Raw genomic sequence first — 21,394 nt, 5'->3', positions numbered from 1 at the left:
ATTGCGAGGAATACCAATTTTATTAGTAAACTAATTGAATTGGCATAATAAAAAGATGATAAATTTTCAGCAAGTAAGTAAGACTTATCCTGGAGGGCACCGCGCCCTCGAAAAAGTTAATTTTCATGTTAAACCGGGTGAACTTGCCTTTTTAACCGGCCACAGTGGTGCGGGTAAAAGTACGTTGCTTAAGTTAATTAGCTTAATGGAACGTCCATCGGCAGGCAGTGTATTTATCAACGGTGTTGATTTAAATAAAGTAAACTCGCGTCAAATTCCTTATGCTCGCCGTGATATAGGTATTATTTTTCAAAACCACCGTTTACTAGAGCGCTATACTATTTTTGATAACGTGGCACTGCCTCTTATTATTGAGGGTACTCACCATAAGCAAATAGCTAAACGTGTTCATGGTGCGCTTGATAAAGTAGGCCTGATAGACAAAATAAAATGTCATCCGTCTATGCTCTCTGGAGGCGAGCAGCAACGTGTTGGTATTGCCAGAGCAATTGTAAACTCCCCGCCAATCCTGTTAGCCGATGAGCCTACAGGTAACCTAGACCCTGAGCTTTCAATGGAAATCCTAAAGCTGTTTGAGGACTTTAATAAACACGGCACCACTGTTCTTATAGCGACGCATGACTTAGGTTTGGTTGCACGTATGAAGTACCGCAGTCTAACCTTAAAAGATGGCCGCATGCTTCAAGATCCGCTCGCTGAGGGAGCACTATGAGTTTACTTTTTAAAAGTCGTCAAAATAGTAACGACAAGCAAAAAAAATCAGTATTAGCTGGCGGTTATTTTTTCATTATTAATATTTTCCGCCAAGGTGTTCATAGCTTAGGTGAAATGTGGCGTACGCCGCTTGCATCTATGATGACTATTGCTGTACTTGGTTTGAGCCTAACGTTACCTGCAACACTTTATCTTGTTGTTAAAAACGTACAGCAAGTAAGTAGTGGTTTTGAAGAAGCGAGTGAAATATCGTTGTTTGTAAAAGAAAGTATGAACGAGCAAGAAACGCAAACATTAGTAAAGCGTTTAGCACTTTATCCAGAAGTGGAAAGCGTTGAATTTATATCAAAGCAAAAAGCACTAACAGAATTTAAAGACGTATCTGGCTTTGGGCAAGCTTTAGAGTACTTAGATAAAAACCCATTACCTGATGTGGTACTTGTTACTCCTACAAAACGTCATAGACACCCAAATGCCGCTAAAGTACTGCTAACTAAATTAGAAAGTGAACGTGAAGTTGATTTTGGTAAGCTCGATATAGCGTGGCTAGAGCGTTTAAATGCATTACTAGATTTACTGAAAGAAAGTGTAATAACCATCGCATTATTACTGCTTACCTCAGTGACGCTTATTATTGGTAACACCATCCGTTTGTCGATCATGGATAAAAAAGAAGAAATACAAGTAATGAAGCTAGTCGGCGCAACTAACACCTTTATACATGCCCCATTTTTGTGGACCGGTATTTGGTATGGTGTAATAGGTGGTTTATTTGCCTTTATATGCGTAGGACTAATGATGTGGTGGCTTTCAAGCGCTGTGAGCAGTGTAGCGGGGGTGTATCAAACAAGCTTCTCGTTAATTGGATTATCGCTTAATGAGCTCGGCTTTTTAGTGTTACTTGCAACAAGCTTAGGATTTGTAGGCTCGTACCTTTCTGTAAATCGATATATTAAAGAAATAGAACCCGATAAAGTATAAACAATCCTGCAAACTATAAGTGAACCAACCCAGCTTGATATGCGTATCGTACCGAACTGGGTTGTACCTCCTGTTATTAAAACTGTCATATTTATGTACTATCCTCCCATGAAGTAATGAGTTGTAAATAAGGTGATGCAGCGAGGTTAACCTGCTGCAGCCCCTCAATTCATCACTTATTCAGTCGCTTGTAGTAGACTAAACACATACTAAAAACTGCTTGATTTATACTTTAAAAAAGTTTTAAATTGGGGTTAGCACTCTTAAAGAAAGAGTGCTAAGATAGTTTCAAATGTTTATCACCGAGGTGAAAAATGAGTAAAGATTTATACGCAATGGCACTTACAGTCGGACAACAAAGCGCAAGCATGGACGGTTACCTTCAAGCGGTAAGCACTATTCCTATGCTTAAAGTTGAACAAGAGCAAGAACTTGCTAAAAAGCTTCAGGAAGAAGGTGATCTTAGTGCTGCCAAGCAACTCATTATGTCGCATTTACGCTTTGTAGCACATATTGCTAAAGGCTACTCGGGATACGGCTTACCACAAGCTGACCTTATTCAAGAAGGTAATATAGGCCTGATGAAAGCGGTTAAACGTTTTGACCCTACAGTGGGTGTACGTTTAGTATCGTTTGCAGTGCATTGGATTAAAGCCGAAATTCACGAGTTTGTGCTTAAAAATTGGCGCATAGTTAAAGTTGCAACCACTAAAGCGCAACGTAAATTGTTTTTTAATCTTCGTAAAAACAAAAAGCGTTTAGGTTGGTTTAATCAAGCTGAGGTTAGTACCGTTGCTAGCGAGCTAGGTGTGAGTGAAAAAGAAGTACGTGAAATGGAATCGCGCATGAGCGGACAAGACATGGGCTTTGACCTAACGGGCGACGATAACGACGACGCACCAACAAGCACGTACTCTCCAGTACAATATTTAACAGATGGCGCAGCTGATTTAGCTGACGACGTTGAACAAGAGCAGTGGAAAGAGCAAGCGCATACTCGTTTATTTAGCGCACTTAAAACACTAGACGAACGTTCACAAGATATTGTTAGCGCACGTTGGTTGTCGGATGATAAAGCGACTCTTCAAGAGCTTGCACAAAAGTACAGTGTATCTGCTGAACGTGTTCGCCAGCTTGAAAAAACAGCGATGAAAAAATTACAAAGTGCTATGAGCTAATATTGCTCAAGCAGCAAATTTAAAAGCCCTGCATTAAAATGCGGGGCTTTTTGCTTTCGCGTAGGTTGGTTTGAGAGAAGCGAAACCCAACGATAAAATATCCAATCAAGTAATACCGATACTCTGCATTATTGAATGGCTATACCAATCCGCAATAATACTTAATCATTTTGCGGGGCTAAACGTGTCGCTACCTGCGTTAAAAGATTCTCATTTAGAACAACTAAATAGCGAATTTTTTGCCTAGCTATCAACACGTTTTTCCGCCCTCAAAATAGACCACTTAATTAAGCGAATTGGTATTAGTTTATCATTCGGATATAGCATTATTTAAAGCTTATATCATCTAGCACTAATCCCTTTACCCTCAGCCTGCGCCAACTGAATGTATTTACGCTCAACCAGCTGCGAAACCGGCACAAGCTCAAAACCTTGCTTAGTTAACTCGGGTAAGGCACGGCGTAAAAACTCGATGGTTTCTGGGTAGGGATGAGCAATTGCAATAGCGGAATTGTGAGTGATGGCTAGTTGTTTTAATTCTTCCAGCCTTAGCTGTAGTTGTTCTGGTGTAGTTATATTGTCTAAGAACACTTGGCGACTAATATTGGCAACACCTAAAAAGTTAGCAGCATTTTGTGCTTGGCTTAAATCGGTTGTGCGGCTATCTAAAAAATATAAATGGCGCTTTTTAAGCACTTCCATTGTCCACTTCATAGCTTGGCTTTGCTGCGTAAGCGCTGAGCCCATGTGGTTATTAACGCCTTTAACTTGCGGTAAACTAGCGAGAGCTGTTCCTAGAGTTTGCTGAAGCTGCTCTTTATTCATATTTAAAGTAAGCGCGCCAGGTCCGAGTTCTTTACCGTTAAGTGCCTGCATAGGTACATGAAGTAATAACTCTTTATTTGATTGACTAGCAAGCGTTGCAAAAATTTGCGAATAAGGAGTATGGGGCAAAATTGAATACGACAATTGCCCTGGTAAGGAAAGGAACTCTAAGTCCCGTTGATGATAGCCTATATCGTCTATCACTATTGCTATTTGTTTAGCGCTAATTGTTGCTGAGCTAAAACAAATAGCTAATATTAGCCATTTTGTTATTTTCACGTTTATAGTTTTTATTATCTTTTTAGCTTTGTTTAACAGCTTATACAAGCTACTGCATGCTGAGTAATTGTTTGGCTTTAACTAACTGTAAGTCGGCTAAGTTACCAGTAAGTAATTGCGCGTTACTGTTAGTGTGTTCATTTTTTATTATAACGGCTTTATTACTTTGTGAAAGGTTTGTTTGATTAACCGCCACATCTGGGGTTATTCCTATTCCATCAATCGATTTACCTAGAGGCGTAAAGTATTTAGCTGTGGTGAGCTTTAATGCAGTGCTGCCGTCACCTAGCGGAATGAGCGATTGTACAGAACCCTTCCCAAAAGACTGACTGCCAACAACGGTTGCTCGTTTATTATCTTTAAGTGCTGCTGCAAGTATTTCGGCTGCAGAGGCTGAGTTTTCATTTATAAGTACAACAATGGGGGCATTTTTTAGAATGTCGCCACGTTTAGCGTAAAAAGCTTGGTTTGCATCGTAAAAGCGTCCTTTGGTCGTCACTATAGTACCACTTTGTAAAAATAGGTCTGATACCGCTACTGCGCTTTGTAATGTACCCCCTGGGTTATCACGTAAATCAATTACTAAGCCTTTAAGTGGGTAACCAAAGTGGCTTTGCAGGGCAGCAACTTGCAGAGCAACCTCATGTAATGTGTGGTTAGAGAAGTTATTGATAGCTATATAACCAGTGCCAAAATCTAGAAGTTCGCTTGTTACGCTTTCGAGGTTTATTTGGCGGCGTGCTACATGAAACGTGAGTGGGTTTTTATTGTTATCACGACTTATAATTAGGTCTATATTTGAAAATTTACTGTCTCTTATTAGTGTTGCTACTTCATCGATTGTACGATTTTGGACTGCGTGGTTGTTTACACTTACAATAATATCGTCTGGTAAAATCCCCGCTGCTTTTGCGGGAGAGTTATTGACCACATTAACAATAGTCATATTCTCGTCGATATTTTTAACCTCAATACCAATACCTGTGTAGCGGCCATTTGTGTTATCAAATAATGAGGTTAGTTCGTGCTCATTTAAGTACTTAGAGTAAGAGTCGAGCTTTGAATATAAACGCTCAAATTGCTGGTTATTATATTTAATGTGGTGGCTATTTTGTAAGGTGAGATCTTCAACGTAGTAGGCATGAATGTTAAAGAGTATTTCGTCTATTTGTTGTCTTTTAAGATCTTTAATCGAGCTTGCTAGTACATTACTAGTAAAGGCAATTAAGGTTAGTAATACGAGTAAATACAGACTTATATAAAAGCCTGTATTTTTTTGAACAATGGTAGTTACTACAGTTTTTTTAGTTGTCATCAGCTGCTCCAGAGCGGTGCAGCGATTAATTTAATTAAATGCGTTTGCACCATTTGATAGGATTTACTGCGCGTCCTTTGTGGCGTATTTCAAAGTATAGACCAGAACTAGCTTGTCCGCCGCTTTGGCCAACTAAAGCAAGTGTTTCGCCTTCGCGTACCATGTCGCCTACATCTCTTAGCAATGTTTGGGCATGACCATATAGGCTCATAAAACCTTCACCATGGTCTACAACAATTACCCAACCATAGCCTTTTAGCCAATCGGCAAATACAACTTGACCATTATGTACGCTATTAATATTAGTGCCTTCTTTTGCACCAATTAATACGCCTTTCCAATCAATACCACCATGTTTACGTTGGCCAAAAGTGTGCTCTAACTTGCCTTTGCTCGGCCAGTCTAATTTACCTTTATTTTTATTTAGGCCCAGTAATTCAATTTTTTGTGTTTTTTCTTTTTCTAGTTCTTCAATCGTTGCTACCAAAGTTTGTTGGTTTTCTTTTAAATAATTTATTGAGCTTTTAGTACTGTTGAGCTGAGCTTGTAAGTTTTTAAGATTTGCTTGGCGTTCACTTTGTGCATTAACTAAAGCGGTTTGGCGTCTTTTTTGCTCATCAAATAAAAGTTCTAGTTTTTCTTGTGTTTTAACAAGCTCTTTTTGGTTTTGTACTATTTGCTGTTGAAGATCTTTTAGATCTTCGATTTGTTCAATACGAGCTTTATTTAAGTAGTTGTAATAACTAAGTGTGCGCTCAAATTTAGCAGTGTCTTCTTGATTTAATAACATTTTAGAGTAATCGTCGCCACCGGCCATATAGGCACTTTTGAGCTGCGCGGCTAAGACTTTCTGAAATTGAGTATGCTTTCTATCGAGCTCATCGGCTTTATTTTGCAACTCTTTTTGCTGTGTTTTAGTTTCTTTTACTGATTGCTCTGCCATGTTAAGTGCTTTCGCATTTTTAGCTATATCGAGTTCATGGCTTTTGAGGTTTTTTTGTAGTGACGCTATTTTTTTTCTTTGCGCGTTATATTCAGCCTGGCTTTGATCAAGTGCATTTTGAACTTCTGATAAGTCTTTTTTAGTACGATCTTCATTAGCAACTGCAGATGCAGTCACTAATGAAGTTAGTATTAAACCGCACTTAATTAACCGGTTAATACGTCTATTCATGTGTTATTTCAACATCATGATAGGCGTACCAGTCATTTCGCTTGGTTGCTCCATGCCCATTAAGTGAAGCATTGTAGGGGCTACATCGCTTAATGCCTTACCTTGCATAGGCTCTGCATCGCGACCAACATAAATAAAATGTACAGGTTCACTAGTGTGGGCAGTATGCGCTTGGCCTGTTTTAAGATCAGCCATTTGCTCGGCATTACCATGATCAGCTGTTATTAGTGCTTCACCACCAAACTCTTCAAGTGCATCAACAACACGTCCGATACAGCTATCTACAGCTTCACAAGCTTTAACAGCAGCTTCAAATACACCAGAGTGACCAACCATATCGCCGTTAGGGTAGTTACAAATAATAGCATCGTATTTACCGCTTTTAATTGCTGCTACTAGTTTGTCGGTTAGCATTTCTGAGTTCATTTCAGGTTGTAAGTCGTAGGTTGCAACTTGCGGCGAAGGAATTAGCTCGCGTGTTTCGCCTTTAAATTCACTTTCGCGCCCGCCACTAAAGAAAAACGTAACGTGTGCGTACTTTTCGGTTTCTGAAATGCGAAGCTGTGTTTTGTTATTTTTTTCAAACCACTCACCAAGTACGTTTACTAACGGTGTTGAACCAAAGGCAATAGGTGCATCTATATCGGCTGCATACTCTGTCATCATTACAAATGCACTAAGCTCTGGCGTTCTTTTTCTTGCGAATCCATCAAAATCAGGCTCAACAAAAGCGCGAGTAATTTCGCGGGCTCTATCTGCTCTAAAGTTGGCAAAAATTAGAGTGTCGCCATCGTTTATTGAAGCAGGAGCGGCGCCTGTTGGTGTAATGGTTGTAGCGGCCACAAATTCGTCGTTTTCGTCGCGCTCGTACGCTGCATTAAGTGCCTCTAAGCCGTTATCAAAATTAAAGTCACCTTCAGCTAATGCAATTACGTTGTAAGCTTTTTCTACGCGGTTCCAACGGTTGTCTCTGTCCATTGCGTAGTAGCGGCCAATAAGTGACGCCAAACGACCGCATTTAAGTTCGCTAAATAACGCTTCAATACGTTCGATTGACGCTTTAGCACTACGTGGAGGTGTATCGCGGCCATCTAAAAAGCCATGAAAGTAAACTTCTTTAGCGCCACGTTTTGCAGCAAGTTTTATGCTAGCAACTATGTGGTCTTCATGGCTATGCACACCACCTGGGCTTAAAAGACCCATTATGTGAACTGCTTTTCCTGCACTTACCGCTTTATCTATGTTTTCAACTAAGGCTGGGGTTGAATCAAATTCGCCATCGTTAATTGCTTTAGTGATACGGGTAAAATCTTGATAAACAATGCGACCAGCACCTAAGTTCACATGGCCAACTTCTGAGTTACCCATTTGACCATCAGGAAGACCAACATCTAAACCCGAAGCTGATATTAATGTGTGTGGCCGTGTGGCCCATAAATTGTCTAATACCGGTGTGTTAGCTGCAAGAATAGCATTACTTTGCGTATCTTCGCGGTATCCCCAACCGTCTAAAATCATTAATACCAGTGGTTTTTTATGCTCTGTCATAATAGCTCCTGAAAATTAGTATCTGTTGATGGATACTGTGCACCTAAAAGGTTTATTAGCGTGGTTTTAGCATACCGTGTTTTTAAGCTAGGATCAGCATTGAAAACAAGATATTAAATTTTTTCACTTATACCTCATTGACTAACCTGAACTCTGCTTGAGATAGATTTATTATCCAGAGTTCTTGTTAACTATATATGGGGGGCTTTATCGTTTTTTAAACGTCTCTAAGTGCTCCTAAACTCGCATTTTAGGTTGGTTTGGGTATACTTGCGTGACTAAAGTACAAAATCCTTAAAATATTAGGGCGTGTTGCACTTTGGTGGTTGAATTTGCAGCAGTATGTTTGGTTTTTAGGCAAGGCAGAGCCTATGAAGTGTGGTTACTCCCCATAAATAGGCGATAACGTAGCATAAATACCAAACATACGCTGCCCGTTGGGTTCTTTCTAGGGACTATTACCTCTTTGTTGCTCGGTTTTTACTTAGCCCACTAGGTTACAAATCTCGCGCCGCGATTTAATCGCCCCTAGATTGAACAAATTTCAATCCACAAAGGCCAACACGCCCTAGGTTTAAAACATAATTTCATAGTGGAAGTAGAATGGATCAATATATTGAATTTATTACAAATCATCCCATTTTAAGCCTTGCTTGGGTTGGTATTGTTTTCCTTATTGTTAGTGGCTGGATAAAGAGTAAGTTTTCAGCTGTTCGTCAAATAAATCCTCAGCAGCTTACGTTACTTATTAACCGTGATGACGGTCAAGTAATCGATATACGTGCGCAAAAAGAGTTTAATGCAGGGCGTATTTCTGGTGCTGAGCACTTAAGCCCAGAGAATGCGAAAAAATCTGACTTTTCAAGCCTTGAAAAGTACAAGACTAAACCCATTATAGTTGTATGTACTACAGGTATGACTGCCCAAGGTACTGCAGCCGCTATGAGTAAAGCTGGTTTTGAACGAGTTTACTTATTAGCAGGTGGCATGGGTGCGTGGCAATCTGCCAGCTTACCAACTACAACAGGTCGCTAATCAGTTTAGCTAGGCCGATAGAGGATTTATTATGAGTAATGTTGTTTTATACACCAAGGCGTATTGTCCATTTTGTCAGCGTGCTCTTTCGCTTTTAAACAGCAAAGGCGTTGAATACACAAATTATGATATTGGTGTACAGCCTGAGCTACGCGATGAAATGATTGCCAAAGCAGGTGGTGCAAGCACAGTACCGCAAATTTTTATTAATGATGAACATATCGGTGGCTGCGACGACATGATGGCTATTGAAGCGCAAGGTAAACTTGACGCTAAGCTAAACGCTTAATTTAATTATAATAACGAACAAGTTAGGAATAACAATGAACGAAGAAAATCAAAACGTAGCAGCTGCAGAAGCCGGCGCACAATTTACTATTCAACGTATTTACACTAAAGATGTATCGTTTGAAACGCCAAACTCTCCGGCCATTTTTCAAAAAGAATGGACGCCAGAAGTTAAGCTAGACCTAGATACACGCTCTAATAAACTAGACGAAGGTGTATTTGAAGTTGTTTTAGCGCTGACTGTAACCGCTTCTCTTGGTGAAGAAACTGCGTTCTTATGTGAAATTCAACAAGCAGGTATTTTTACTATTGCTGAAGTTGAAGAAGTGCAACTTGCGCACATGCTAGGTGCATTTTGTCCTAACGTGTTGTTCCCATATGCACGTGAAGCTGTTTCAAACCTTGTTAACCGTGGTACTTTCCCACAGCTTAACCTTGCGCCAGTTAATTTTGATGCGTTATTTGCACAATACATGCAACAACGTACTGCGCAAGCTGACCAGGCTTCAGCAGACGCATAACTTATGAGTACAGCAACTACAGCTGTTACTGTATTAGGGGCGGGGTCTTACGGCACCGCCCTTGCTATTTGTTTAGCCCGAAATGGTCACCACGTGACACTTTGGGGAAGAAATAGCGACGACGTTGCCACGCTTGCAGCTGAGCGGAAAAATCAACGTTACTTACCTGATGCTCCTTTTCCAGATACTCTTACTCTTGAAGCTAACTTACAACATGCCGTTGCTAGCAGCGCTATTGTACTTGTTGTTGTGCCAAGCCATGCTTTTGGCGACACACTTGCGCAGATCAAACCTGCATTGCAAGACGGTGCTAAAGTAGCGTGGGCAACTAAAGGACTTGAGCCTAATACTGGACGTTTGTTACAAGAAGTGGCTTTGCAAGAATTGGGTGATGACATTCCACTTGCGGTACTGTCGGGTCCTACGTTTGCAAAAGAAATGGCGATGGGTTCACCTACAGCTATTTCAGTGTCTTCTACGTCGCCTGAATTTGCTCAGCAGCTCGCTGATTTACTTCACTGTGGCCGCTCATTCCGTGTGTATAACAATGATGATTTTATTGGTATACAGCTCGGTGGTGCGGTTAAGAATGTAATTGCCATTGGTGCCGGTATTTCGGACGGTGTTGGTTTTGGCGCTAATGCGCGTACCGCACTTATCACCCGAGGCCTTGCAGAGCTTACTCGTTTAGGTTGCGCTCTTGGTGCTAAGCCAGAAACCTTCATGGGAATGGCTGGCCTTGGCGATTTAATACTAACGTGTACAGATAACCAATCACGTAATCGTCGATTTGGTTTAGCACTAGGTAAAGGTGAAAGCGTCGATGCTGCTATTGAGTCAATTGGTCAAGTAGTGGAAGGCTTTAGAAATACCAAAGAAGTGTATTTATTAGCACAACGTAGCGGTGTAGAAATGCCGATTACCGAGCAAATTTATAAAGTGCTTTATGAAAATAAAGATATGAAAGAAGCTGCAATGGCGCTATTAGGCCGAGAGCAACGTTCTGAGTAGTTTTATAAGCGTTACTAAAACTAAAAAACCGACGTTATGTCGGTTTTTTTTTGTTTGGTACAAGGTGTTTATTGCGCGTTAGGAAAACCCAACTGGCGCCACGACTCGTAAACAAACACGGCTACTGCGTTTGATAAGTTCATGCTGCGGCTATTGGCTTGCATAGGAATACGCACACGCTGCTCTTTTGGTAATGCTTGGATCATATCATCAGGTAGGCCGCGAGTCTCTGGGCCAAATACCAAGCAGTCACCCGCTTCGTAACTTGCTTCATGGTGAAACTGACTACCTTTGGTTGTACATGCATATACTTTTTTAGGCTTGCACTTCTCAAGGTAATCTTCAAATGAGGCATGGCGTTGAACATGACTAAATTCATGATAATCAAGTCCTGCACGTTTCACGCGCTTATCGTCCCACTCAAAACCTAGCGGCTCAATTAAATGTAATGCATAGCCGGTATTGGCACATAGGCGAATAATATTACCAGTGTTAGGCGGTATTTCAGGTTGGTATAAAACAATATCCAGCATAATGAGCCTTATAAAATAATCTGTAGTTTGACGAAGGGCAGTATACACGAAACCTTTTAAAAAAATGATATACTCACACTATTGAGTACTCCTAATTATCGGATTAAAACGTGCATAACCGTAGCTACGAATTTTGGGTTAAAACTTCAAGCATTGTTACCATGGTAATGGTTAGTTTAATGATTGGCGCAAAAACATGGGCGTGGCTTGCTTCGGGCTCTGCCTCAATGCTTGGCTCGTTAACTGATTCGTTAATGGATATAACAGCCACTGCTATGAGCTTTTTAGTTTTGGGTTACGCACTGCGCCCAGCAGATGATGACCATAGGTTTGGGCACGGAAAAGCTGAAGCACTAGCTGGACTTGGGCAAGCTGCGTTTATTGCAGGCTCAGGTTGCCTACTTGCTTTTCATGGTATTGAGCGGTTATTTAATCCTATACAGTTAAGCCATTCTTTATTAGGTGTGTGGGTAAGTATTTTTGCTATTGCGTGTACGCTCGTCATTGTATTTGTGCAAAATAAAGTAGTTAAATACACCGATTCAATTGCTATAAAAGCCGACTCAGTACATTACAAAGGCGATTTAATATTAAATGCCGCTGTGCTATTAGCTATTTTGTTAGCTTATTATGGTGTGTTGTATGCCGATCCTGTTTTTGCGATAGGTGTAGCGGGCTACTTACTTTATAACAGCTGGGATATAGCACGAGATAGTGCCGATCATTTAATGGATAAAGAACTGCCAGATGATGAAAAGCAAAGCATATTTGATATAGCCAGAGCCCATGCTGATGTACATGGTGTGCATGATATTCGTACGCGCCAAGGCGGAAAAGTTAAGTTTATCCAAATGCACTTAGAGCTTGATGATCATTTAAGTTTGATTCGCGCACATAACGTAGCTGATGAAGTAGAGGCAATGCTTAAAGAACGCTTTGAGTCTGAGGTAGATATACTGATCCACCTCGACCCTTTGTCGGTACTTGTTAAGCCGTCACCGACTCACAAAACTGATACAAGCTCTTAAGCAATGGCTGGCGTATTTCATCACGTTCAAAAAACAGCTCGTGTTTAGCGCCTTCAAAGCTTTTAAGTACCGTGTTTACGTGCCTGTTTGCTAATTTATATTGGGCATTGTTATCAACCACTTCGTCGTTTTGCGCACTGGCAATATAAAGTGGAATAGTCACGCTCAAGTTATCCACAGAAGTTATAAATGCAAACGTCGCATTTAGCCAGCCGTAAGTAACACCGCCGAGCTGTAGTAATGGCTCTTCTTGATATGTTTGCCTAAATAGCTCGTAACGCACTGGGCTGCTGGTTAATACATTTGTAGCAAACTCATCGGGTATGTAATCGGTTTGCCCTAGTGCGTAATTGTCTTTTTGACCCAAAAGGGTTGCAGTACTTGCTATTAATTTAGCTAAAGGCTTTGGTGTGTTTTTTGTATAAATATCAAGCATAGGCGCTGATAAAAACGCGCCACTAAAGTTGTGTTCAAAATGCGCAAGATAGTCAAATGCTATGGCGCCGCCCATTGAATGACTCACTAACACCTTTTTACCTTGCCAATGAGTATCCACTATTTGTGTATTAAATAAGTTTAGGTCTGCGCTGTAATCTTTAAATTGATTAACATGGCCTTTGTGCTTATTTAGTAGGTGGCGATAAGAGCGGCCTTGTCCTTGGTGATCGGCTATGAATATGGCAAAATTATTGTTATACAGCTCCCATAACAACTCTTTATATTTATCTAACCCTTCAAGGCGCCCAGAGCTTATTACAATGGCATTTTTGGCTTTATCTGGTATGGCATAAGCATAAAATAATTGCCCGTTAGGTGTATCTAAATAAGCTTTAATTAGCGTGTTTTTATAAAAGTTATTAATTGTTATTTGATTACTCTTAAGCTCACGCTCACTACTATAAAACATGCTTTACTCTTTTATTAATGGCAAGGTTATATTAGCACACAAGCCACCTAGTTCTTTATTTGATAATACTAAACTGCCGCCATGCGCAGTAATAGCATTTTTAGCAATCGCAAGACCTAAACCCGTGCCACCACTTACGCGATCCCGCGCATCAGATTGCCTAAAAAAAGGCTCGCAAAGCTTGCCCAGTTGGTCATCGGGCACACCAGAGCCATCATCACATATTTCTATATAAATGGCATCTGTATGCTTTAGGGCAATGCTAATCGTCTTATTTGCGTATTTGATAGCGTTGCGAAGTAGGTTTTCAAGTGCGCTGGCAATAAGGCCTTCGTCGCAATTAATATTTACGTCTACAGCGCCCATTATATTTAGCTGCTTATTATTTTGTTTTGCTTCAAACTGCGCATCGTTAATAACGTGATCTACAATTATTTGTAATGATTGCTTTTGCAGTGAAAGTGCTTGGCTTTTTGCTTCTAAGCGAGAAACTTGCAGCACGTCGGCAATCATTTTATCAAGCTGGTTTGCTTCTTTTTCTATGCGTAATAAATACGATTGGCTAGCGTCGTTAGCTTGCATTTGTGCAAGCCCGGTAGCCATTTTTAAACGTGTAAGAGGCGATCGTAACTCATGTGATATGTCGGCTAACAAGCGTTTTTGTGAACTAATTAAAAGCTCTAACTGATTAGCCATGCTGTTAAAATCTCGCCCTAGTATTCCTAGCTCATCTTTTCGGTTTACAGAAATGTCGGCTCTTGCGCTTAGGTTACCCGATGATAGTTTAATTGCCGCTTTTTTAAGGCTATTTATAGGGGCTATTAAATTACGGCTAAATACAAAGCTTAAAATAAGAGATGCAACAATTGCGATGACTATTTTCATCCAATTAGGCATAAGCTTAAAGCGCATTATTAGCGGGGGTTGATGGTTAATATCTATTTCATAAAGATAAAAGCTTCCTTCAGGCACGTTAATATTAACAGGGCCAAAGGCTTGATATTTTTCAGTGAAAATAATTTGCGGTGACATATTTTGAGTAAAGTTTAACAAACTTAAGTCGATGCTCTCTGGCACTTCTTTATTACTTAGGGAGTCCTCGCTTTGGGCTGCGCTTAAATATAAAAGTTTTCGCTTTGATAGGCGAGGGTGTACTAATACTTCGCTTAGGCTGCGTTTATGTTTAACTGCAGAGCGCTCAATGCTTTTAGCGGTATATATCAGATTTTTTTTCATCGGCCCATAAAGTGGCTCGTTAGATACCGCATTAATAGCGGTAATATTACTTAAAAATATAAGGGCTGCTACGGTGCCGATTATAGTTAACCAAAACCAAATAAATATTTTAAAAAATAGGTAGTGTCCAGGGTGCTTTAACCAAGCAAAGTAAGTGCTTTTATTCGCCTTGGATAAAGACATAGCCTGTACCTCGCATTGTTTTAATTCGCTCCCCTGGAATATGCTCCGCAATTTTTTTACGGATATTACTTACATGCATATCGATAGAGCGATCAAAAGAAGCTAAGCGCCTGCCTAGCACTTCTTCGCTAATTTGCTCTTTGCTGACCACTTCTCCTGCATTTTTACACAATAGCGTGAGTATTTCGTACTCTGTACCGGTAAGGGTTAGTGTAGAGCTGTCTATTGAGGCCTCTCGAGCTGCAAGGTTTACAGTAATACCATTAACGAGTAACTTACTCGTTGTAGCTGCATTTAAGCTATTAATGTGCTCTATACGGCGTGTTATAGCTTTTACGCGGGCTAGTAATTCACGATGATTAAAAGGCTTTGGAATATAATCGTCAGCGCCTAGCTCTAAACCAAAAATACGGTCAAAGTCTTCACCTTTTGCAGTAAGCATTATTACAGGGGTGAGCTTTGTTTGCCTAAGTTGTTTGAGTACTTCAAAACCATCAAGCGTTGGTAGCATTACATCTAGCAATATAAGGGCGTAGTCGTTTGCTTGTGCTAGTTTAAGGCCCTGCTCACCGTCGTGTACACTTTGTATTTCAAAACCTTGGGCAGTTAAATATTCACTTAATAGCTCGCAAAGGCCAGTGTCGTCATCAATCATTAATAGTTTCATTTACAAACCCTTAGAGTTGTTTATAGCGTTATTTTACCCGCTAAATAGTGCAAAGGTGAATCTTTACACAACCTTTACACTGCTTTGCGTTACTTTGCATTGAGTTAGGTATAGTTAACTCACTGGCTTAGCAGCCACAACCAACCCAATATTAAGGTAATGATTATGACTAAATTAAATACACTTTCAAAATTAGTACTTATCTGTGGCTTAGCAACAGCAACGCTTGGTGCTGGTAGCGTATTAGCTAAAGGCGACGGACATAAACAAGGCCATTCTCAAGCTCGCTTTTTACTTTCTGAGCGCGGCGTTGAAAAATTAAGCTTAACAGATGAGCAGCAAACTAAGCTAAAAGCTATTTTTGAAGCGCAAAAAACACAGATGAAAGCGTTGCGTGGCGACGATAAAGAAGCCCGTAAAGCGATGCGTGAAGCGCACAAAGCTAAAATGGATGCGTTACTTTCGGCGGCAACATTTGACGAAAATGCAGCAAAAGAGCTATTAAATGAACGTCATGAAAAAGGTGAGCAATTTGGTTTAATTAAACTAAAAACGCAGCATCAAGTAATGCAAGTACTTAACGCTGAGCAAAAAGAGAAATTTGCTAAAATGCAAAAGCGTATGAATAAAAAGCACCGTAAACAAAAAAGTTAATTATACTTTTTGTAAATACTAAAAAACCAGCTTAATGCTGGTTTTCGTATTTAGGGCATAATGAAGATAAATTACTTAAAAAAGTCATCTTCATTTTTAGCCAGCATAGCTTCAATATCTTCAATCATGTCTTGGCTAAACTCTTCTGCGGACGTGATTGGTGCAGAAATTCTGTTATTTTCAAACGACCATTCACCTAAATCAATTAGCTGACAGCGTTTTGAGCAAAAAGGACGAAATGGGCTTTGCTCTGACCATTCAACTTTAGTTTTACAGGTTGGGCAGTTTACAATAGTAGGCATAATTTACTCTTTACAATCTTTTTCTGCATTTTACATTACTTAGATATGAGTCTCTAGGTATAAGTAAGGCTCTGAATTTAGTGTTCAGAACCTTGTAGCTTTTACTATGGACCTTTAAAAATTAGTCACACGATTAATTTCACCAAGGGATGTAAGGCCATCGGCTGCTTTGCGTAAACCAGATAAACGTAAATTATTAAATCCGGCTTTAAGTGAAACGTCAGCTATTTCAAGCGAGTTACCACCGCGCATAATAATTTGGGCAATTTCAGGGGTAATTTGCATTACTTCGTAAATACCCACTCGGCCTTTATAACCATCGGTACAGCTATCACACCCTTTAGGCGTATATAACGTCATTTCTTCAATTTGCTTGGCGCTAAATCCTTGGCGAGCCAGTTCTTCACTCGGAAGTTGTTCTGGCGTTTTACATTTAGGGCATAAACGACGAGCTAAACGCTGGGCTATTATTAAGCTGATCGAACTTGCTACGTTATAAGCCGGCACACCCATATTTAATAAACGGGTGATTGTTTCCGGTGCTGAGTTTGTATGCAATGTTGATAAAACCAAGTGACCTGTTTGCGCCGCTTTTATTGATATTTCTGCGGTTTCTAGGTCACGTATTTCACCTACCATAACTACATCAGGATCTTGACGTAAAAAAGCACGCAGTGCATTGGCAAAAGTCATATCGGCTTTAATGTTAATTTGTACTTGGTTTACACCTTCAAGGTTAATCTCAACCGGATCCTCCGCAGTACTAATATTTCGCTCTGGCTGATTTAATATATTTAAACCTGTGTATAGCGATACTGTTTTACCAGAACCCGTTGGCCCTGTTACTAGTATCATCCCTTGAGGTTGGGCAAGTGCATCCATATAGAGCTTTTTCTGCTCAGGCTCATAGCCTAATACATCAATGCCTAACATAGCGCTTGATGAATCAAGGATACGCATTACTATTTTTTCGCCCCACAAGGTAGGCATGGTACTTACACGAAAGTCGATACTTTTGCGTTCAGTGATTTTTAGTTTTATACGACCATCTTGTGGTTTACGTTTTTCGGCAATATCAAGTCGCGACATTACTTTAATACGTGCAGAAAGCTTGGTTGCTAATGTATTAGGTGGGCTTGCCACTTCATGCAATATGCCATCAATACGAAAGCGAATACGGTACTTGTGTTCATACGGTTCAAAGTGTAAATCAGAGGCGCCTTTTTTAATGGCATCCATTAAAATTTTGTTGATGTATACGATGATAGGCGCATCATCTTTATCGTCATCTTGTGGTGCTGTATCTCTTTGGCTTTCTGAGTCTAAATCAGCAAATTCCTGAAACTCGTCATCAGTTAGATTTAAGCTGCCAGTGGCATCTAGCAACTGCTCAATTTTGGTATCGAGTTGAATATAATCAACAACAACAATTTCGCATGAAAGACCGGTACTAAACTCAAAGTTTTCGAATGCGCCGTAATCTGTTGGGTCTGATGCTGCTATATAAACTTTTCGATCTTTTTGAACAAGCGGCAAAATGTGATGTTTACGTATGAGTTTTTCTTTTACGAGATCGGCTGGGATTTTTGTAGGGTCAAAATCTTTTAAATCAAAATAAGGTACGCGAAACAGATCAATACATTGTTCAGCTAAATCTTTACTATCGATTTTTCCACATTTAGAAATAAGCTCAGCTGTTGAGGCAAATTCATTTTGTTTGTTTTTAACCGTGTCGGCATCAATGCGGCCAAGGGTTATAAATTTTCTCAATAACGGTGAGTTAATATTCATTGCGCACCTGTTTTATTCCTTCAATAGTAAGCAATTTATCAGAAAAAAGAAGGTGATTACATCACCTTTCATTCTTTGTTGTGATTTTACTAACTAAAATACGAGTTTGTGTGAGTTAGGACAGTGTTAATGTGAGTTAGTTTTGTTGTGTAATACATATTGTAGGTACTTTTTATGAAGATCAACAAGTTCTATATGCACTAGGTTTAAACTTCGGTCATTATTTAAAATATCATCCGCTTTTTGCTGTTTATCGGCGCGTGACATTTGCGAGGCAATAATACTTTTAACTTGCTCACTACTTGTGTTGTCACGTTTTGCCGTACGCGCTATTTGTACTGAGGTTGGTACGTCAATAAGTAGGGTATGGTCGCAATATTTATCAAGGTTGTTTTCAAATAATAAAGGCGCTACTAAAACAACATAAGGGCTAGTTGCATTATTTAAATCGTTTAGTATTTTTATCCGTATAAGAGGGTGTAGCAACGCATTAAGCCATTCTTTGTCATTGTTATTAGTAAATATTTTTGCACGCAGCTCTGCTCTATTTAATGTGCCATCAGGCAATAAAATATCCTCACCAAAGTGTTGGGTAATCGCTCTTAGCCCTTTGCTATTTGGGAGTACCACTTCACGCGCAATTATATCGGCATCAACTATTGTAATACCAAGCTCTTCAAACATATTGCTTACGGCTGTTTTACCACAGCCAATACCACCTGTTAAACCTAATACCCAGCTATTTACTTTAGTTATTTGTTCACTCATTTTAATAACCAATTAAATTAAAATAAGCGCCTTGAATTTGGTTGCCCCAAAGCATTGTGATCCAGCCAGCTATCGCTAAATAAGGCCCAAAAGGGATAGGGGTCGCTTTGTCTTTACCTTGTATGCTCAACAGCGCAATACCTATAATGGCACCCACTACGCTCGAAAGCAGAATAATAGTGAGTAATGACTGCCAGCCAAGTAATGCCCCAAATACAGCGAGTAGTTTAAAGTCGCCATAACCCATGCCTTCTTTACCGGTTAATAACTTAAATAGCCAAAACACACTCCATAAGCTTAAATAACCGCAAGCAGCACCAATAATGGCATCGGTTGGTGTAATTGTGTAACCCATAACAGAGGCAATAAGTGCAAGCCATACCAGCGGAAGTGTAAGTTGATCTGGCAGCAGCATGTGGTCAATATCAATAAAGGTCAGTGCTACTAAAATCCACGTTACAAAAATATATAATAAAGCTTGCTCGGTCGCACCAAAGCTATAGGCAACAATTAAACTTAATAGGGCAGTAATTAGCTCTACAGCAGGATAACGGGCCGAAATAGGGTTACTGCAACTTGCGCATTTACCTTTGAGTGCTAACCAACTAATAATAGGAATATTCTGCCAAGGCTTTATGGCTGTTTTACATTTAGGGCAGGTAGAATTGGGTTTTACTAAGTTAAAAGGCTCATTGATATTGGCTTGTTTAGATTTATTCCCTGTAAGTTCATCTTCTAACAGTAGTCTGCATTCGCTTTGCCACTCACGCTGCATCATCAATGGTAAGCGATAAATAACCACATTTAAAAAACTACCGATACATAAACTTACTAAGCCAACTGTGATTAAATAAAACCACATTTGGCTTTGCATTACTTCAATAATACTTTGCATCATATTACCTGAAAATTGTTCTAAAAATTAAGTGAAATTATTATCACAAAGAGAAATAAAAGAGAGTAAATGAGAAGACATTAATAGCTATACCTTAACAAAAAAGTAAGCCTCTCTTTTATTTCTTGTAAATTGTTATTTTTGGTAATTAAACAACAGCACCAAGTTGGAAAATAGGTAAGTACATAGCAACAATTAAGCCACCAACAAGTACACCTAGTACGGCCATAATAAGTGGCTCAAGTAGGCTTGAAAGGCCGTCTACTGCATCATCAACTTCTTGCTCGTAAATAGTCGCTACTTTAGCAAGCATGCCATCTAGTGAGCCAGACTCCTCACCAATTGCGACCATTTGTATTACCATATCAGGGAATATTTTTGAGTTACGCATTGCCCAGTTCATCTGATTACCAGAGCTAACCTCAGCTTTTATGTCTAAAATGGCATAACGATAAACAGCATTACCTGAAGCACCAGCAGCAGAATCAAGTGCATCAACAAGCGGTACACCTGCGGCAAACGTAGTCGAAAGAGTTCGCGCATAGCGAGCAACAGCCGCTTTATTTAAAATCATGCCAATAACAGGGAGTTTTAGTATGGCTCTGTCTGTAGCATCTCTGAGCTTTAAGCTTTTTAGTTTAGCTTCTTTAAAAAGCCAACCTGCACTAACAATTGCTATCAGCATCATCCACCAATATTCTTGCATAAATTCAGATATGCCAATTACAAATAGAGTAAAAGCAGGGAGTTCAGCGCCGAAGCCATTAAAAATATCTTGAAATTGTGGAACTACAAATATTAATAAAATAGAAGTAACTATAAGAGCAATAACAAGTACAGCTATAGGGTAAAACATCGCTTTTTTGATTTTTGATTTTAATGCTTCAGATTTTTCTTTATAAATAGCGACACGATCAAATATTCTATCAAGCGCACCTGACTGCTCGCCTGATGCAACTAAATCACAATATAAATCGTCAAAATAACGGGTGTGTTTTCTAAGTGATGAAGATAAGGGTTGGCCTGCCTTAACTTCATCACCAATTGTTTCCATTAATTTACCAATACTTTTATTGGTAGAGCCTGATCCAATCATTTCTATTGATTGTATTAGTGGCACTCCAGCCATCAGCATTGTCGCGATTTGGCGAGTAATAAGCGCAATATCTTTTGGTGTAATTTTTTGAACACTTTGCAAACCAAATAAAGGTTTTGCTTTGCGCTTTACCTTCGAGGGAGTAATGCCTTGCTTACGAAGCTGTGCTTTAACAAGTGCAATACTATCTCCACTTAATTCACCTTCTAACTTTTTCCCTCTGGCACTAACTCCAACCCATTGAAATATGTCAGACCCTTTCTTATTTTGTTTTTTTGCCATAAATAACTCTTAAATTAATATTTCGATGGAGTCCAAATAGCGCTATCCCAAGATTTGTTTTGAGGATATAACGTTTTTGCAATATTAGTTTCTTGTTCTGCTTTATTTTTATAATCTAAGGCTTTTAATGCCCTTATTTTTTCAAAATGTACATAGTCACTA

22 protein-coding genes are annotated in these 21,394 nt (G+C 39.6%); 9 read left to right on the top strand and 13 right to left on the bottom strand.

The annotated features are described in order from the left end of the window. Positions 1-55: 55 nt before the first annotated feature. From ftsE to rpoH, 3 genes are all read left to right on the top strand, one after another. Positions 56-733 carry a cell division ATP-binding protein FtsE gene (gene ftsE / locus CXF64_RS11470; protein ID WP_007582842.1) on the top strand — a complete coding sequence of 226 codons (678 nt, stop codon included), beginning with the start codon at positions 56-58 and terminating at the stop codon, positions 731-733. Then, positions 730-1,716 (top strand): permease-like cell division protein FtsX, encoded by a 987-nt coding sequence (ftsX, locus tag CXF64_RS11465; RefSeq protein ID WP_007582840.1) that lies wholly within the window; start codon positions 730-732, stop codon positions 1,714-1,716. The genes ftsE and ftsX overlap by 4 nt, the downstream gene beginning before the upstream one ends. Positions 1,717-2,030: 314 nt before the next feature. Continuing rightward, positions 2,031-2,894, top strand: coding sequence for an RNA polymerase sigma factor RpoH (rpoH, locus tag CXF64_RS11460; protein WP_007582838.1), 864 nt, complete (start codon positions 2,031-2,033; stop codon positions 2,892-2,894). A gap of 342 nt (positions 2,895-3,236) precedes the next feature. Here rpoH and CXF64_RS11455 read toward each other — a convergent pair whose 3' ends face one another. Genes CXF64_RS11455 through gpmM form a run of 4 tightly spaced genes read right to left on the bottom strand, consistent with a single transcriptional unit; the run spans position 3,237 to position 8,035 of the window. Further along, positions 3,237-3,998: a divergent polysaccharide deacetylase family protein gene (locus CXF64_RS11455; RefSeq protein WP_165783616.1), complete on the bottom strand. Its 762-nt coding sequence runs from the start codon at positions 3,996-3,998 to the stop codon at positions 3,237-3,239. Between the two features lie 49 nt (positions 3,999-4,047). Next, positions 4,048-5,313, bottom strand: a complete 1,266-nt coding sequence (locus tag CXF64_RS11450; protein ID WP_101217077.1) for a S41 family peptidase — start codon at positions 5,311-5,313, stop codon at positions 4,048-4,050. Between the two features lie 34 nt (positions 5,314-5,347). After that, positions 5,348-6,487 (bottom strand): murein hydrolase activator EnvC family protein, encoded by a 1,140-nt coding sequence (locus CXF64_RS11445; RefSeq protein ID WP_101217076.1) that lies wholly within the window; start codon positions 6,485-6,487, stop codon positions 5,348-5,350. A 3-nt stretch (positions 6,488-6,490) separates the two neighbouring features. Further along, positions 6,491-8,035: a 2,3-bisphosphoglycerate-independent phosphoglycerate mutase gene (gene gpmM, locus CXF64_RS11440; RefSeq protein WP_101217075.1), complete on the bottom strand. Its 1,545-nt coding sequence runs from the start codon at positions 8,033-8,035 to the stop codon at positions 6,491-6,493. A 603-nt stretch (positions 8,036-8,638) separates the two neighbouring features. Between gpmM and CXF64_RS11435 the strand changes: the two genes are divergently transcribed. From CXF64_RS11435 to gpsA, 4 genes are read left to right on the top strand one after another with little or no spacing between them, the layout of a single operon-like run. Then, positions 8,639-9,070: a rhodanese-like domain-containing protein gene (locus CXF64_RS11435; protein WP_007376037.1), complete on the top strand. Its 432-nt coding sequence runs from the start codon at positions 8,639-8,641 to the stop codon at positions 9,068-9,070. 31 nt (positions 9,071-9,101) lie between these two features. Beyond that, the gene (grxC, locus tag CXF64_RS11430) at positions 9,102-9,359 is read left to right on the top strand and encodes a glutaredoxin 3 (protein WP_002957783.1); all 258 of its coding nucleotides are present in this window, start codon (positions 9,102-9,104) and stop codon (positions 9,357-9,359) included. 34 nt (positions 9,360-9,393) lie between these two features. Beyond that, the gene (gene secB, locus CXF64_RS11425) at positions 9,394-9,879 is read left to right on the top strand and encodes a protein-export chaperone SecB (RefSeq protein ID WP_010553360.1); all 486 of its coding nucleotides are present in this window, start codon (positions 9,394-9,396) and stop codon (positions 9,877-9,879) included. A gap of 3 nt (positions 9,880-9,882) precedes the next feature. Further along, a complete protein-coding gene (gene gpsA / locus CXF64_RS11420; protein WP_007582822.1) occupies positions 9,883-10,890 on the top strand; it encodes an NAD(P)H-dependent glycerol-3-phosphate dehydrogenase in 1,008 nt (335 codons plus the stop codon). A 68-nt stretch (positions 10,891-10,958) separates the two neighbouring features. Here the strand turns inward: gpsA and trmL are convergent, their stop codons facing one another. Next, on the bottom strand, positions 10,959-11,423 hold the full coding sequence (gene trmL, locus CXF64_RS11415; protein WP_101217074.1) for a tRNA (uridine(34)/cytosine(34)/5-carboxymethylaminomethyluridine(34)-2'-O)-methyltransferase TrmL: 465 nt from the start codon (positions 11,421-11,423) through the stop codon (positions 10,959-10,961). A 161-nt stretch (positions 11,424-11,584) separates the two neighbouring features. Here trmL and CXF64_RS11410 point away from each other — a divergent pair, with 161 nt between their 5' ends. Next, positions 11,585-12,451, top strand: a complete 867-nt coding sequence (locus CXF64_RS11410) for a cation diffusion facilitator family transporter (RefSeq protein ID WP_101217109.1) — start codon at positions 11,585-11,587, stop codon at positions 12,449-12,451. On the opposite strand, the gene CXF64_RS11405 is transcribed toward CXF64_RS11410, so the two are convergent. From CXF64_RS11405 to CXF64_RS11395, 3 genes are read right to left on the bottom strand one after another with little or no spacing between them, the layout of a single operon-like run. Beyond that, a complete protein-coding gene (locus tag CXF64_RS11405) occupies positions 12,411-13,358 on the bottom strand; it encodes an alpha/beta fold hydrolase (protein WP_007586153.1) in 948 nt (315 codons plus the stop codon). The genes CXF64_RS11410 and CXF64_RS11405 overlap by 41 nt on opposite strands. Before the next feature lie 3 nt (positions 13,359-13,361). Continuing rightward, positions 13,362-14,777, bottom strand: a complete 1,416-nt coding sequence (locus CXF64_RS11400; protein WP_101217073.1) for an ATP-binding protein — start codon at positions 14,775-14,777, stop codon at positions 13,362-13,364. Then, a complete protein-coding gene (locus CXF64_RS11395; RefSeq protein ID WP_024600142.1) occupies positions 14,755-15,444 on the bottom strand; it encodes a response regulator in 690 nt (229 codons plus the stop codon). The genes CXF64_RS11400 and CXF64_RS11395 overlap by 23 nt, the downstream gene beginning before the upstream one ends. 165 nt (positions 15,445-15,609) lie before the next feature. Between CXF64_RS11395 and CXF64_RS11390 the strand changes: the two genes are divergently transcribed. Next, on the top strand, positions 15,610-16,098 hold the full coding sequence (locus CXF64_RS11390) for a periplasmic heavy metal sensor (protein ID WP_101217072.1): 489 nt from the start codon (positions 15,610-15,612) through the stop codon (positions 16,096-16,098). A 71-nt stretch (positions 16,099-16,169) separates the two neighbouring features. Here the strand turns inward: CXF64_RS11390 and yacG are convergent, their stop codons facing one another. The 5 genes from yacG to CXF64_RS11365 form a co-directional block, all read right to left on the bottom strand. Further along, a complete protein-coding gene (yacG, locus tag CXF64_RS11385; protein ID WP_007586146.1) occupies positions 16,170-16,400 on the bottom strand; it encodes a DNA gyrase inhibitor YacG in 231 nt (76 codons plus the stop codon). A 114-nt stretch (positions 16,401-16,514) separates the two neighbouring features. Beyond that, entirely contained in the window at positions 16,515-18,191 is a 1,677-nt protein-coding gene (gene pilB / locus CXF64_RS11380) for a type IV-A pilus assembly ATPase PilB (protein WP_101217071.1), read from the bottom strand. Positions 18,192-18,317: 126 nt separating this feature from the next. Continuing rightward, positions 18,318-18,959 (bottom strand): dephospho-CoA kinase, encoded by a 642-nt coding sequence (coaE, locus tag CXF64_RS11375; RefSeq protein ID WP_101217070.1) that lies wholly within the window; start codon positions 18,957-18,959, stop codon positions 18,318-18,320. Between the two features lies 1 nt (position 18,960). After that, the gene (locus tag CXF64_RS11370) at positions 18,961-19,854 is read right to left on the bottom strand and encodes a prepilin peptidase (RefSeq protein WP_101217069.1); all 894 of its coding nucleotides are present in this window, start codon (positions 19,852-19,854) and stop codon (positions 18,961-18,963) included. A 148-nt stretch (positions 19,855-20,002) separates the two neighbouring features. Further along, entirely contained in the window at positions 20,003-21,232 is a 1,230-nt protein-coding gene (locus tag CXF64_RS11365) for a type II secretion system F family protein (protein ID WP_101217068.1), read from the bottom strand. Positions 21,233-21,394 lie beyond the last annotated feature (162 nt).

Origin of the sequence: Pseudoalteromonas sp. GutCa3, assembly GCF_002836155.1 — a bacterium.
Taxonomy (GTDB): domain Bacteria; phylum Pseudomonadota; class Gammaproteobacteria; order Enterobacterales; family Alteromonadaceae; genus Pseudoalteromonas; species Pseudoalteromonas arctica.
Note: the sequence above shows the minus strand (reverse complement) of the source record. Positions and strands in the feature narration are given on the sequence as shown.